Origin of the sequence: Calidithermus terrae (assembly GCF_003574345.1) — a bacterium.
Classification (GTDB): domain Bacteria; phylum Deinococcota; class Deinococci; order Deinococcales; family Thermaceae; genus Calidithermus; species Calidithermus chliarophilus.
In genome coordinates this window covers 1-13,125 of the sequence record NZ_QXDL01000008.1, presented here as the reverse complement: position 1 = coordinate 13,125, position 13,125 = coordinate 1, and the positions used below count along the sequence as shown (strand labels likewise).

The following is a 13,125-nucleotide window of genomic DNA, read 5'->3' as shown; positions in this document are numbered from 1 at the left end:
TCCACCCCCGGGGCCGTTTCCTGCTTTTAGGACAGGGCTTCGATGCCCGGCAGGGTGCCGAGCTCGAGCAGCTCCAGGCTGGCCCCGCCGCCGGTGGAGACGTGGCTGAACTCCTCGGCCACGCCCAGCTTGTTGGCCGCCGCCACCGAGTCGCCCCCGCCGATCACCGTGAAGGCCCCCTGCAGCCCGGCGATGGCCTCGCCCACCGCCAGGGTGCCCTTGGCGAAGTCGTCCACCTCGAAGACGCCCATCGGGCCGTTCCACAGCACGGTCTTGGCCCCCTGCAGCGCCGCCGCGAAGGTCTTGGCGCTCTCCGGGCCGATGTCCAGGCCCATCCAGCCCTCCTCGATGTCGTGGGCGGGCATGACGCGGGTCTCGGCCCCCGCCTCGATCTTCTGCGCCGCCACCACGTCGCTGGGCAGCAGCAGCCGCACGCCCAGACCGGCGGCCTTCTTCAGCAGCTCCTGGGCGAGCCCCAGCTTGTCGTCCTCCACCAAACTCTTGCCCACCTTGCCGCCCTGGGCCTTGATGAAGGTGAAGGCCATCGCCCCGCCGATCACCATGCCGCTGACGCGGGGCAGCAGGTTCTCGATCACCCCGATCTTGTCGGAGACCTTGGCCCCGCCCAGCACCACCCAGTAAGGCTTTTCGGGGTTGTCGATGACGCGCCTGATGCTCGAGACCTCCCGCTCCATCAGCAGCCCGGCGTAGCTCGGCAGGTACTTCGCGACCCCCGTCACCGAGGCGTGGGCGCGGTGGGCGCTGCCGAAGGCGTCGAGCACGAAGGCCTCGCCCAGGCGGGCGTACTTCTGGGCCAGCCCCTCGTCGTTCTTCTCCTCGCCCGCCTCGAAGCGCACGTTGTCGAGCAGGGCCACCGATCCCTCAGGCAAGGCCCTGACCCGCTCGAGCGTGCCCTCCGAGGCCGGGGTCAGCTCGGCGCTGCCGCCGATGAAGGTCACGGGGCGGCCCAGGTGCTTTTCCAGCACCGGCGCCACCGGCGCCAAGCTGCTGGCCTCCTCGAAGCCGCCCTTGGGCCGGCCCAGGTGGCTGAAGAGCACCAGCGTAGCGCCCTGCTCGAGCAGGCGCTTGAGCGTCGGGATGGCCGCCGAGACGCGGGTCTCGTCCTTGACCTTGCCCTCCTTCACGGGCACGTTGAAGTCTACCCGCACCAATACCCGCTTACCGGATGCGTCGAAGTCCTCGAGGGTACGCATGGTTCACCCCATGGAATATGTCGATCGCCGATAGCTGATGGACACTTGCGTCTTGTGCCCCGCGTCGCTACAGCTTGCTGCCGATGTACTGCGTCAGGTCGGCCACGCGGCAGGAGTAGCCCCACTCGTTGTCGTACCAGCTCACCACCTTGGCGAGGTTGCCCACCACTAAGGTGTCGAGGGCGCTGAAGATGGAGGAGTGGGGGTCGCCCTTGAGGTCGCTCGACACCAGCGGCTCCTCGGTGTAGGCCAGGATGCCCTTCATGGGCCCCTCGGCGTACTCCTTCATCGCGGCGTTGATCTCCTCCTTGCTCGCCTCGCGCGCGAGCACGGCGGTGAAGTCCACCACGCTCACCGTGCTGGTGGGCACGCGGAAGGCCATGCCGCCGAACTTGCCCTTGAGCTCGGGGATCACCAGGCCCACGGCCTTGGCCGCGCCGGTCTCGCTGGGCACGATGTTGAGCGCGGCGGCGCGGGCGTCGCGGGGGTCGTCCTTGGCGGCGTCCACCAGGCTCTGGCTGGCGGTGTAGGCGTGGACGGTGGTCAGCAGGCCCTTCTCGATGCCGAAGCGGTCGTTGAGCACCTTGGCGACGGGGGCGAGGCCGTTGGTGGTGCAGCTCGCGTTGGAGATGACGTGGTGCTTGGCGGGGTCGTACTCCTGCTCGTTGACGCCCATCACCACCGTGAGCATGTCGCCCTTGCCCGGCGCGCTGATGATGACCTTCTTGGCCCCCGCCTTGAGGTGGGCCTCGGCGGCCTCGAGCTTGGTGAAGCGCCCCGTGGACTCGATGACGATGTCCACGCCGATGTCGCCCCAGGGCAGGGCGGCGGGGTCTTTCTCCTCGTAGACCCGGATGGCCTTGCCGTTGACGACGATGTTGTTCTCGTCGTAGCTGACGCTGCCGGGGAATTTACCGTAGTTGGAGTCGTACTTCAGCAGGTGGGCGAGGATGGAGTTGTCGGTGAGGTCGTTGAGGGCGACCACTTCCACCCCGCGCTCCTCGAGGATGCGGAACACCTGGCGACCGATACGACCGAATCCGTTGATTCCTACGCGCATAGTTCCTCCCTGTGTGGGGTTCTGCCTCGCAGCAGCCGTCACACTATACCCCACTTTTTTTACCCGGCTGCTCCTGAACCGCGTCCAAGCAGCGCACCTGCCATAGATTACCCCGCCCGAGAAAAGCCTCGAGCGGAGCAATGTCCCAATTCGGTTTTAGCGTCGATAGCCGATAGCCGGTAGCTGATAGCTAAAGGCGGAAAGCCCGTGGCTTGTGGCTCGCGGTCTGCGGGAAAAAACCTTTAACCACGAGCCGTCTTCTGGCGTTCGGCCCGCTAGCGCGTGCGGCCCGCGAGCAGGTCGTCCACCTGTTTCTGGGCCTTGTCCAGCGCGGCCTTGGGCGTGGCCTGCCCCAGCACCGCCTCCTTGATGGCCTGGCCCAGGATGTCGAAGCGGATCTGCTCCCACTCGGAGATGGCCGGCTCGAAGCGGGCGAAGCGGCTTTGGGTGAGGATGGTGCCGAACCAGGGGTTTTCCTTGACGTAGCGGGTCACGGTGGCGTCGGCGCCCGAGCCCAGGTGCACCGGCACGTAACCGGTCGCCACGCCGAAGACCGCCTGGGCCTTGGGGCTGATCACGAACCTGAGGAACTCAGCGGCCAGCGCGCGCTCCTTGGCGTCGGCCTGCTTGAAGACGATGAGGTTGGTGCCCTGCACCAGCGCGTAACCGGGCTGCTTGCCGGTCTTGCCGGGCAGGGGCGCGGTGCCCAGGTCGAACTTGGCCGCGCTCTTGTAGAAGCTGTAGCCCGCGGAGGTGTCGGTGGAGAAGCCGAAGGTGCCCGAGCCGAAGTTGGCGTTGATGAAGCCCTGGGTGATGGGCTTGGCCCAGCCGTCCTTGACGCCCTTCACCAAAAACTCCAGGGTCTCGACCCCCACCTTGGAGTTGAGCACGATCTTGCCGTTCTGGTTGTAGCTGCCGCCGCGGGTGAAGAACCAGTAGGCGTAGGTGGAGGCGTCGGGCACGAAGAAGTAGACCGGGGTCTTCTCGCCCTCCGACAGGCGCTTGGCCGTCGCCACGAACTCGTCGATGGAGGTGGGCACTTTGGCGCCGTACTTCTTCAAGAGGTCGTTGTTGTAGTACATGATCTGGACGCTCTTGTTGAACGGAACGCCGTAGACCTGGCCCTTGATCTTCGTGGCGTTGACGAAGAGGGGGTTGAGGCCCTTGAGGTCGAGGCCCAGGCTCGAGACCGGCAGCACCGCGTCGCCCTCGAGGTACAGCGCGATGTTGTTCTCGAAGGCCTGCGCCATGGCCGGCACCTTGTTCGCCGCGAACGCCGCCTTGAGCTTGGTGGAGAGGTCGCGGTAGCTCCCCTGCGGCACGGGGCGCACGCAGGCGCCGCCGCCCTTGCCCCGGTTGAACTCCACGATCAGGTTCTCGAGCGCCGCCTTGGGCGCGCCCCCGGTAAAGCCGTGCCACAGCTCGGCCACCACCTCGGCCTTGGCGCACTGCTCCTTGATCACGTCCTCGGCCTTGGGCTGAGCCACGGCTAAGCCAACGATCCCCAACGAAAGCCACAGCGCGAAACTCCGTTTCATGCTTCCTCCTCGGTTACAGCCCTACATTCGGTAGTGCTTGTCAGGATTATGTCATAAGGCTTTCCAAAACCTAACCGGAGGGCACCCCGGTGCTGACCTACGACAAGACCACCGGCAAGAACGAGCTGAGGACCGGCGAGGGCCGGACCGAGGTGGTCGAGACCACCCAAATCGTTCAGTGGGGGGTATTCGAGGACCGGGGCCGATGGCCCTTCACTACGCACCAGGAGCAATCCTGGCGGGCCGAACGTGGGGGAAGCGAATCGTGTTTCCCATGATTCTGTCCTTGCAAGCCCTGACAGAACCCGTTAGGGTTTGGTCAAGGTAGTTGACACGCAATGCCCCTAACGCAACTCAGGTGGAGTTGGGAGCTTTGCCAATTTAAAGACTTCAGCCTTGATCGGATGCCCACTACTTGGGTATAAGGTGCCGACCAGATGTCCTTGAGGGAGCTGCATGCACTACTTCCGCCTCTGTCCACCTTTGTACGAGTCTGACTTGCAGCGATCGCGTCAAAACCCGCTCGAGGTGATAGATGAGTTCTCGATCCCGGGAATCAAATGTGATTCATGTGGACAAATATGGGCAGGTTCTCGGAAACTTTACCTGCCTCTTGCTGAAGCAGTGAGGAAATCAGGACTGGCTAAGCAACTGAGACCAGGGGTGTTACAAGACTCTGACTGGCACCGGCTAATTGAAGATCTACGGGCTGTGATGGGCCTTCCCGAGGATTATCAATTCTGGCCCGGGGATGCCTTGGGACGTCCTATCCTGAAGCTTAACCGCATAGATGTGCCGCATGACGTTCTTTTCCCTTGGACAGGGGAGGTCGTCGTTTCAGAGCGCGTCCTTAACCTGCTGAGGGAAGCCGACCTCAAGGGATTCATAGCAATTGAGCCTTCGGTCAGACTCCCAAAGAAGCTCGAACTGGAAGGAGGAACCATACCTCGACTGTTTGTCTTGAGGGTGGTAGGCCACGGCTGGAGAGAGGGCTCTAACCTGGAGGACATGGTTGTTTGTAAGCGGTGTGGTAGACGGAAGCACCCACCAAAAATATCCTCCCGCATCGATGTTTCCCGATGGGACGGTTCAGATTTCTTCAACCTCGACTTAAACCCTAATGAGGTCTATGTAACCGACAAGGCACGGGAGGTTTTGGCGAGCCCCGGCACCAATAACATCCGCCTTGAAGAGCTTTGTTAGGATGAACACGGCTGATGGCAAGATTGGCTATCGTATTCAGCACGGCTTGAACACGATGGCAGAAATGGAGCGCATATCAACGTTTTTGCTGGCAAGGAGATCGGATGCCCGTGAATGCCGAGACCTTCACCAAGAGCAATACTGCTTCGCTCTTTAGCGAGGCCTCATTAACGACAATCCTGGAAGGGTTGGCGCAAGGAAGAATGCAAATCAAAGCTGCTGATCCGTACTTCAGGGCTGTTGCCGCTCTCCCCAATAATGCTCAGCGAACCTCGTGGGAAAAAATACCACACATCAGCCTGCATCCACCTGCCGGTTACTCTGGGACACAAGCGCTAAGCGGTATTGGTTACGCCGAACAACAGAAGGAGCTTGTTCTGTCAATCGGCCAATACTTTGGCATTGCTGGCGAGCTCGGGATCTTCTTCGAGGACCACTACGCTGATTGTGCTTTGGAGCTAAGCTACAGGGATTTTGCCAAACTCATTCCCGACTTCATTAATATGCCGGGTCATAAGTACTTCGTTGCCCGAAATGGGAGGTGGTTGGTTAGCGTAACGATGGAAGATGACGTGTACTTCACTGAGAAAACCACCCTGCAAATGCCATGAGTTTTGATGAACGACCCAGCAGGGTGGAGGGTGCGCTCTCGCTCACAGCCAACTGCATGCAAGCATCAGCTTCTTCAAGCAGGCGTTGGGGCCGTGCTTGCCCAACCTCGCCCGATCATCCGGCTCGAGCCTGGAAGGGCCCCCGGCGAGAACGGGTAGGTGGCATCCGGTTGGTGACCGCAGCCGCTATGCCCTTCACTTGATCCCGCTCCTCGCCACGCCCTGGATGAACTGCTTCTGCGCCAGGAAGTACCCCAGCACGATCGGCAGGATCGAGAGCGTCGAGGCCGCCATCAGCCCGCCGTAGTCGCTGCCCGCCTCCCCGATGAACGACTGCAGCCCGAGCTGGATGGTGCGCATCTCCGGCGAGTTCGTCACGATCAGCGGCCACAAGAGCGCGTTGTAGGCGCCCAGGAAGGTGAAGATGCCGTAGGTGATCATGCCCGGCACCGACAGCGGCAGGGCGATGCGCCAGAGCTGGCTCCAGTAGCTCGCCCCGTCGATGCGGGCGGCGTCGAAGAGGTCCTGGGGCAGCGAGAGGTAGAACTGGCGCAGCAGGAAGATGCCGAACACCGAGGCCAGCCAGGGCACGATCAGGGCGTAGTAGGTGTCGAGCCACTCGAGCCGCGCCAGCAGGATGTAGTTGGGGATTAAGAGCACTTCGCCGGGGATCATCAGGGTGGCGATGATCAGGCTGAACACGAATTCCTTGCCGGGGAAGGGGATGCGGGCGAGCGCGAAGGCCGCCATCGCCGCGATGACCAGGCCGCCGAGCACCTGCGCGAGCGCGGTGAAGAAGCTGTTGAAGAAGTAGCGGCCGAAGGGCGCGGCGTACCAGGCCTCGCGGAAGTTGTGGAACACGTAGCCCAGCACGCCCGGGGCCAGGTTGCTCCAGGAGAGCTCCCAGTCCTCGCCGCGGCTGCTGACGCTGTCGGGCTGGAGCTCGGGGCGGAATTCCCGGTAGCTCTTGGCGATGTACATCCGCACCGGCAGCAGCCGGAAGGACTCCGGCCCGCCGTTGGTGAGCCTGACCTCCCACCAGCCGTCCTTGAAGGCCGTGGTGATGCGGGTGTTGTCGGCCCGGGGGTCGGAGAAGGCCGCCGGGGGCGTGGGGATGGTGACCACCGGCTCGGGTCCCCTCTCGCCCGTATAGACCCGCAGCACCACGCTGCGCCCGGCGCGGTAACCGCCCCACCACCTCGAGCCCCCCTGCGCCCCCAGCCGCGCTGCCGCGGCCCAGTTGGCCGGCTTGAGCCGCTCGGGAACCCACACCGGCACGGCCTGCTGGGCCTCCTGCGGGCTCTTGAGGCTGGTGGCGAGCATCCAGTAGAAGGGGAAGGCCATCACCACCGAACCCGCGATGAGCACGGCGTAGACGGCGACCTGCCCCAGCAGGGCCCGCCAGCGCAGGGGCTTAGGCCTCATACGTCACCCTCCGCTCGAGCACCCGCCGCTGCACCAGCGTCAGCACCAGGATCACCACGAACACCACCACCGCCAGCGCCGAGGCGTAGGAGAAGTTGGAGTCGCGGAAGCCCTTGTTGTAGAGGTAGAGCGCGATGGTCAGCGTGTCCTGCAGCACCCCGCCGGTGGGCGTGAGGATGAGCACCTGCGTGAACACCTGGAACGCCCCGATGAGCGAGAGGGTGAAGAGGAAGAAGGTGGTGGGGGAGAGCAGCGGCCAGGTGATGAAGCGCACCTTTTGCCACCAGCTCGCCCCGTCGAGCTCGGCGGCCTCGTAGTACTCCTTGGGGATGTTCTGCAGGCCCGCCAGCAGCACCACCACCTGGTAGCCCAGGAAGTGCCAGACGCTCATCACCATCACCGCCACGAAGGCCACGCTGGGCCCCGCCCAGAACCCGCTGAGCTTGACCCCCAGCGGCGCCAGCAGCCGCGCGAAGATCCCCTCCGGCGTGCTCAGCCACTGGAAGCCGGGCGTGCCCAACAGCCAGTTCAGGAAGCCGAACTCGGGGTTGTAGATCCAGTCCCACACCGCCGCCGCCGCGGTGAGCGCGGTGATGTAGGGCAGGAAGTACAGCGTGCGGAAGAGCCCTTGCAGCTTCACCTTCTCGTTGAGCAGGATGGCGGTGAGGGTTGCGAGGCCGATCCCGGCGGGCACCGTGAAGGCCACGAACCAGAAGGTGTTGCTCATGGCCTTCCAGAACAGCGGGTCGCGGGTCAGGAGGATCTCGTAGTTCAGCAGCCCCACGAAGCGGCTGTTCCCGATGAAGTTGAAGCGGTCGAGGAAGGACAGCCACAGCGCGTAAAAGGCCGGGAGCACCTGCCACACCAGCAGCAGGCCTACCGCCGGCCACACCAGCAGCCAGCCCCAGAAGCTCGCCTGCTCCCGCTCGGAGAGCTGCCCCTGCGCCCCTGCGAAGGCCAGGAGCGCACCCAGCGGGCTCAACAGCACGAGCCAGGGCTCGAGGTAGCCCAGCCCCGCCCCCGCCGGCACCAGCAGCCCGCCGGCCAGGGTGAGGGGCGTGCGCCGCGGCAGCCGCGCCACCGCCAGCGCCGCGACCCCGGCGGCCACGAGCGCCAGCGCCCCGTAGAGCCAGGCCCCCCCTAGCCCGACCGCCCAGGCCAGGCGCGCCAGGCCCAGCACCACGGCCGCCCCCAGCAGCCCCGTGAGCCTCAGACCGTTCATCGGCGAGAGTATATCAGCCTGCGCCGGGTGCTCAGCGCGAGATGTCGATGGTCGGTAGCTCATAGCGGATAGCCCATAGCCGGGCGCGGGTCGGACGTCGTACGTCCTACGTCGTACGCCGTACGCAAAACGCCAAACGCGAAACGCCCTTTTCTTCACCCCCCTTAGCAAGGGGGGCTGGGGGGGATACACCCTCCCCGTGTGCAGGGAGAGCCAGGGAGGGGTCCACCACATGCCTTCCGCCCTTCGCTGACGGCTGACCGCTGACGGCTTACCGCTTTTCCCACCTTTGCATCTCAGCCGCTTTACCTCTAGACTGAAGTGCTCATGGCCGGACTGGAAAACCGCCGCGCACGCCACGACTACGAGATCCTCGAGACCTACGAGGCGGGGCTGGTGCTCCGGGGTACAGAGGTCAAGTCCATCCGGGCCAGCCAGGTGGACTTCACCGGGGCCTTCGCCCGCTTCGAGAACGGGGAGCTGTTCCTCGAGAACCTCTACGTCGCCCCTTACGAGAAGGGCGGCTACACCAACCACGACCCCCGCCGCCTGCGCAAGCTCCTGCTGCACAAGGGTGAGCTGGCCAAGCTGCGGGCTAGGGTCGAGCAGAAGGGCCTCACGCTGGTCCCGCTTAAGATCTTCTTCAACGAGCGCGGCCTGGCCAAGCTGCTGCTGGGCCTGGGGCGGGGCAAGAAGGCCTTCCAGAAGAAGGACGACGACAAGCGCCGGGCCGTGGAGCGCGAGCTGGAGAGCTGGTGAGCTTGCAAGCCGCGGGCACAGCCGTTAGAACTGTAGCGATGTTCGGCAAGGTGGATAAGCCCTCGAGGCGCTGGCCGCTGCTGGCGCTGGCGCTCGTGCTCTTGTTCAACCTCACCGGCGCCCAGAGCCTGTACTCGCTGGCCGTCGGCAACCGCACGGTGGCCGTGGCCTTCGCGGGCAACGCCCCCTACGGCCCCGCCGAGCCCATGGCCCAGGCGCTGGGGCTGGGCTTCGTGGCCTACCGCACCGGGGTCTACGTGAGCCTGGGCGGGCGGGTGGAGTGGTTCCCCTACGCCAACAGCGCGGCGGAGGCGGGCAGCACCGGCAAGGCCTGGCGGCGCGAGGGCGAGCCCTGGCTGCCCGTCCGCGGGCTGGCCTCGGCCTTCGGCCTCGAGTACCGCCAGGTGGGCTCCATCTACGTGCTCGGCCTGCGCCCGGCCCGGCTGCTGGCGGTGCGCAAGAGCTCGAGCGACGCCCTCAGCCGCGTGGTGCTGCGCTTCGACCGCGACGTGCAGGTGCGCCTCCTGAGCGCCACCCCCCCGACCTTCGCCCTCATCGGCGTGGTGGAGGCCGGCGAGAACGGCGGCTACGAGCTGAGCCCCGCCGGCTACGGCCTGCGCCTGACCCTCCCGCCCGTCCCCGGCCCCCTGCGGCTGTTCTACTCCGCCAACGAGGCGGTGCTCGAGTGGGGCGAGCGCAAGTTCAACCCCCGGGTCGTGCTCGACCCCGGCCACGGCGGCGCCGACGCCGGCATCGCGGTGGGCGGCGTGCGCGAGAAGGACGTCACCCTCAACCTCGCGCAGCGCGTGGCCGAGGGCCTCAAGGCCCGCAACCTCGACGTCCGCCTGACCCGCAGCGACGACCGCAACCCCACCCTCCCGGAGCGGGCCCGCCAGGCCACCTTCGCCCAGGTCTTCGTCAGCCTGCACGCCGCCAGCGGCAAGAACCTCGTCGCCTACACCTACCCCGACGAGCGCGGCCTGGCCTTCCTGGACAAGGGCCGCCAGCTCCTGCCCAAGACCCCCGCCCCCCGCCGCGAGGTGCTCGGCCGCTTCGTGGCCGAGCCCGACGCGAGCGCGCGCCTGTCGAAGGAGATCGCCGGGGCCCTGGCCAACCGGGCGCTCGTCCCCCTCGAGGCCCAGGGCCCCTACTTCGTGCTCTCGCAGGCGGGGGGCGCGGCGGTGCTGCTCGAGGTCGGCATGGACGAGGCCGCCAGCCCCGAACGGCGCAAGCAGATCGCCGAAGCCCTCACCGAGGCCATCCTGCGCTACCTCGACGTCCCCCTGGAGGAGCCCGTGCCCGCCAACCCCACCGCGCCGGGCGGGGGAGGCAACAGCCGATGAGACGCTTCCTGACCTTCTTCAACATCTTCGGCCTGCTGGTGCTCGTCGGCGGCCTGTGGGTGACGTTCTACACCCAGGGCGTGCTGCGGGTGCCGGTGGTCAACCTGCCCAGCAAGGGCGACGAGCGGCTGGGCGAGCGCCCGGTGCGGCTGCACTTCGCCAACGCCAAGGCCGACGGATTCTCCATCGAGGTCCGCACCCTCGAGATCTCCGAGGGCGACAGCCCCCTCGAGCTCGCCCTCGCCGAGCTGCTCAAGGGCCCCAAGGCCCAGGGCGCCTACCCCATCGCCCCCGTGGGCCTGCCCGTGCCCAAGGTCTACCTCCTGGGCGACCAGGCCATGGTCAACCTGCCCGCCGCCTACGCCCGCCTCCAGCAGGGCAGCGCCGCCGAGGTCATGCTGGTCTACGGCATGGCCTACACGCTGCTCGAGTTCCCCCAGGTCAAGTCGGTGCGCTTCCTGCTCGAGGGCAAGGAGGTCGAATCCCTCGGCCACCTGAGCCTTTTGGAGCCGATCGTCCGGCCCCAGTAGGGGGCCACAACAAGTTCAGAAGGTTTTCACGAGCTGGATTTATCGTGAATCTATTCACTTATTAGCCGCCGGTAGGCAAACGCCCGCCCATGCGGTACACTCAGCCCTCGATCAGCGGCCCCCGGGGCCAGGAACACCATGCGAATCGAGCAGATCACCCTCCAGGGTTTCAAATCCTTCGGCGAGCGCACCCGGCTGGACTTCGGCCCCAGCGTGACCGGGGTGGTGGGGCCCAACGGGTCGGGCAAGAGCAACCTGGTCGAGGCCCTGCGCTGGATCGTGGGCGCCCGGGCCCGCGAGCTGCGGGGCGAGGAGGCCCAGGCCCTGCTGTTCCACGGCTCGGAGGGCCGCGCCCCCATGGGCTTCGCCGAGGTCGAGCTGGTGCTCTCGCGCGGCCGCGAGCGGCTGGTGATCTCCCGCCGCCTCGACCGTGACGGCGCTAGCGACGTGCGGCTGTCGGGCCACAAGGCCACCTTCAAGGCCATCGAGCGGGCCCTGGCCGGCTCGGGCCTGGCCCGGGGCGGCTACGCGATCATCGGCCAGGGCGAGGTGGGCGAGGTGCTGCAGGCGGGGCCCGAGGTGCTGCTGGGCTACCTCGAGGAAGCCGCCGGCCTCAAGGCCGTCACCCTCGCCACCCGCACCGCCGAGGAGCGCCTCGAGGCCGCCACCCAGGAGATGGAGGCCCTGAGCCGCAAGCACGCCGAGCTCAAGGAGGGCCTGCAGGCCAAGGCCGCCCAGGCCGAGGCCGCCCGCCGGGCGCGCGAGCTTTCCCGCCAGATCCTGGCGCTCCGGCGGGGCCTGGTGCAGGCCCGCATCCAGGAGTCCCAGGCCGAAGCCCGCAAGACCCAGGCCCGGCTGGGCGAGCTCGAGGCCGAGAAGGCCCAGCTCGCCGGGCGGCTGGCCGCCTTGCAGCAGGAGAAGACCGCCCTCCAGGAGGGCCTCGAGGGGCTCAACCGCGCCCACGGCGAGGCCCTGCGCCAGGCCGAGGCCCTGCAGGGCGAGCGGCGGCTGCTCGAGCAGGAGACCGCCCACCTGCGCGACCTCGAGGCCCGCCTGCGCCGCGAGGCGGAGGGCCTCGGCGCCCAGGTCGCCCGCTTCGAGGCCCTGCCCGTGCCCCAGGAGCCCCAAACCCCGGAGCCCGGCGCCCAGCAGGTCGAGGGCCTCGAGCAACGCCAGCGCCAGGCGGAGGCCCGCCTCGCCGAGCTGCAGCGCGAGCTGCGCCAGGCCCAGGCCCGCTACGAGGCCTTCCTCAAGGCCCAGGCCACCTACGAGGCCCGCCTCGCCGCCTTCCGCCAGACCCAGGAGCAGCAGCAGCACCTGGAGGCCGAGCGTTCCCGCCTGGAGGGCGCCCTGGCCGGGCTCGAGGCCCGCCGCCAGGGGCTCGAGGCCCGCGAGCAGCAGCTGCGCGCCGAGCTCGACCGGGTGGTCAAGCAGGAGGGCGGCCTCGGCGCCGACCTCCGGGCCAGCCGCTCCGAGGCCCAGCGCCTGGAGGCCTACCTGCAAAGCGGCACCGACCTGGCCGAAGGCCCGCGCAAGGCCCGCAACGCCGGGGTCGCCGGGGTGCTGGGCGTGGTGGCCGACCTGCTCGAGGTGCCCGAGGGCCTCGAGCTGGCCCTGGAGATCGCGCTGGGCGGCCGGCTGCAGTGGGTGCTCACCCGCGACGAGCGCGCCGCCAAGCAGGCCGTCGAGTACCTCAAGCGCGAGGGCGGCCGCGCCACCTTCCTCCCCCTGACCCTGCTCAAGCCCGCCCACCGGCCCCGCCGCGACTGGTCGCGGCTCCCCGGCGTGCGCGGCCTGGCCCGCGAGCTCGTCGGCTTCGCCCACCCCGAGGCGCTGCCCACCCTGTTGGGCGACACCCTGGTGCTGGAGAGCCTCGAGGCCGCCCTCACCCTCGCCCGCCAGCACCCCGACCACCCGCGGCTGGTCACGCTGGAGGGGGAGCTGCTCGAGCCCAGCGGCGCCATCACCGGCGGCCGGGTGCAGCGCGGCGGGCAGATGCTGGCCCAGCGCCGCCGCCTGGCCGAGGTGCGCTCCGAGGCCGAAGCCCTCAGCGCCCAGGTCCAGGCCCTCAGCGCCCGGGCCGCCGAGCTGCGGCAACAGCTCCAGGACCCCGCGCTCAAGGAGGCGCGCCAGCAGGAGGAAGCCGCCCGCGCCGAGCTGCGCGGCGTGCGGCTGGCGCTGGAGCGCCTGGGCAACCCCCCGCCCCCCGAGGCCCCCGAG

At 67.5% G+C, this 13,125-nt stretch carries 11 protein-coding genes; 6 read left to right on the top strand and 5 right to left on the bottom strand.

The features are described from left to right. Positions 1 to 26: 26 nt before the first annotated feature. The 3 genes from Mterra_RS01910 to Mterra_RS01900 all read right to left on the bottom strand — a co-directional run bounded on the left by Mterra_RS01910 (position 27) and on the right by Mterra_RS01900 (position 3,812). Entirely contained in the window at positions 27 to 1,214 is a 1,188-nt protein-coding gene (locus tag Mterra_RS01910; RefSeq protein ID WP_119313623.1) for a phosphoglycerate kinase, read from the bottom strand. Positions 1,215 to 1,281: 67 nt separating this feature from the next. Continuing rightward, on the bottom strand, positions 1,282 to 2,274 hold the full coding sequence (gap, locus tag Mterra_RS01905) for a type I glyceraldehyde-3-phosphate dehydrogenase (RefSeq protein ID WP_119313622.1): 993 nt from the start codon (positions 2,272 to 2,274) through the stop codon (positions 1,282 to 1,284). Positions 2,275 to 2,549: 275 nt separating this feature from the next. Beyond that, entirely contained in the window at positions 2,550 to 3,812 is a 1,263-nt protein-coding gene (locus Mterra_RS01900) for an ABC transporter substrate-binding protein (RefSeq protein ID WP_119313621.1), read from the bottom strand. 456 nt (positions 3,813 to 4,268) lie between these two features. On the opposite strand from Mterra_RS01900, the gene Mterra_RS01890 reads away from it, so the two are divergent. Continuing rightward, a complete protein-coding gene (locus Mterra_RS01890; protein ID WP_119313619.1) occupies positions 4,269 to 5,015 on the top strand; it encodes a double-CXXCG motif protein in 747 nt (248 codons plus the stop codon). A 110-nt stretch (positions 5,016 to 5,125) separates the two neighbouring features. Further along, on the top strand, positions 5,126 to 5,626 hold the full coding sequence (locus tag Mterra_RS21715) for a hypothetical protein (RefSeq protein WP_147372500.1): 501 nt from the start codon (positions 5,126 to 5,128) through the stop codon (positions 5,624 to 5,626). Positions 5,627 to 5,821: 195 nt separating this feature from the next. Here Mterra_RS21715 and Mterra_RS01885 read toward each other — a convergent pair whose 3' ends face one another. Next, positions 5,822 to 7,051, bottom strand: coding sequence for a carbohydrate ABC transporter permease (locus Mterra_RS01885; RefSeq protein ID WP_119313618.1), 1,230 nt, complete (start codon positions 7,049 to 7,051; stop codon positions 5,822 to 5,824). After that, positions 7,041 to 8,273 (bottom strand): carbohydrate ABC transporter permease, encoded by a 1,233-nt coding sequence (locus Mterra_RS01880; protein WP_119313617.1) that lies wholly within the window; start codon positions 8,271 to 8,273, stop codon positions 7,041 to 7,043. The genes Mterra_RS01885 and Mterra_RS01880 overlap by 11 nt, the downstream gene beginning before the upstream one ends. Before the next feature lie 327 nt (positions 8,274 to 8,600). Here Mterra_RS01880 and smpB point away from each other — a divergent pair, with 327 nt between their 5' ends. The 4 genes from smpB to Mterra_RS01860 all read left to right on the top strand — a co-directional run. Next, positions 8,601 to 9,032, top strand: a complete 432-nt coding sequence (smpB, locus tag Mterra_RS01875) for an SsrA-binding protein SmpB (protein ID WP_119313616.1) — start codon at positions 8,601 to 8,603, stop codon at positions 9,030 to 9,032. 38 nt (positions 9,033 to 9,070) lie between these two features. After that, positions 9,071 to 10,375, top strand: coding sequence for an N-acetylmuramoyl-L-alanine amidase family protein (locus Mterra_RS01870; protein WP_119313615.1), 1,305 nt, complete (start codon positions 9,071 to 9,073; stop codon positions 10,373 to 10,375). Further along, the gene (locus tag Mterra_RS01865) at positions 10,372 to 10,905 is read left to right on the top strand and encodes a GerMN domain-containing protein (protein ID WP_119313614.1); all 534 of its coding nucleotides are present in this window, start codon (positions 10,372 to 10,374) and stop codon (positions 10,903 to 10,905) included. The genes Mterra_RS01870 and Mterra_RS01865 overlap by 4 nt, the downstream gene beginning before the upstream one ends. A 138-nt stretch (positions 10,906 to 11,043) precedes the next feature. Then, the coding region (locus Mterra_RS01860; protein WP_147372499.1) for an AAA family ATPase at positions 11,044 to 13,125 on the top strand (2,082 nt) is incomplete at its 3' end.

Coding starts and splice junctions, on each gene's coding strand:
- Mterra_RS01870 (WP_119313615.1), top strand. CDS start 9,071: ATGTTCGGCAAGGTGGATAAGCCCTCGAGGCGCTGGCCGCTGCTGGCG.
- Mterra_RS01910 (WP_119313623.1), bottom strand. CDS start 1,214: ATGCGTACCCTCGAGGACTTCGACGCATCCGGTAAGCGGGTATTGGTG.
- Mterra_RS01900 (WP_119313621.1), bottom strand. CDS start 3,812: ATGAAACGGAGTTTCGCGCTGTGGCTTTCGTTGGGGATCGTTGGCTTA.
- Mterra_RS01890 (WP_119313619.1), top strand. CDS start 4,269: ATGCACTACTTCCGCCTCTGTCCACCTTTGTACGAGTCTGACTTGCAG.
- Mterra_RS01865 (WP_119313614.1), top strand. CDS start 10,372: ATGAGACGCTTCCTGACCTTCTTCAACATCTTCGGCCTGCTGGTGCTC.
- gap (WP_119313622.1), bottom strand. CDS start 2,274: ATGCGCGTAGGAATCAACGGATTCGGTCGTATCGGTCGCCAGGTGTTC.
- Mterra_RS01880 (WP_119313617.1), bottom strand. CDS start 8,273: ATGAACGGTCTGAGGCTCACGGGGCTGCTGGGGGCGGCCGTGGTGCTG.
- Mterra_RS01885 (WP_119313618.1), bottom strand. CDS start 7,051: ATGAGGCCTAAGCCCCTGCGCTGGCGGGCCCTGCTGGGGCAGGTCGCC.
- smpB (WP_119313616.1), top strand. CDS start 8,601: ATGGCCGGACTGGAAAACCGCCGCGCACGCCACGACTACGAGATCCTC.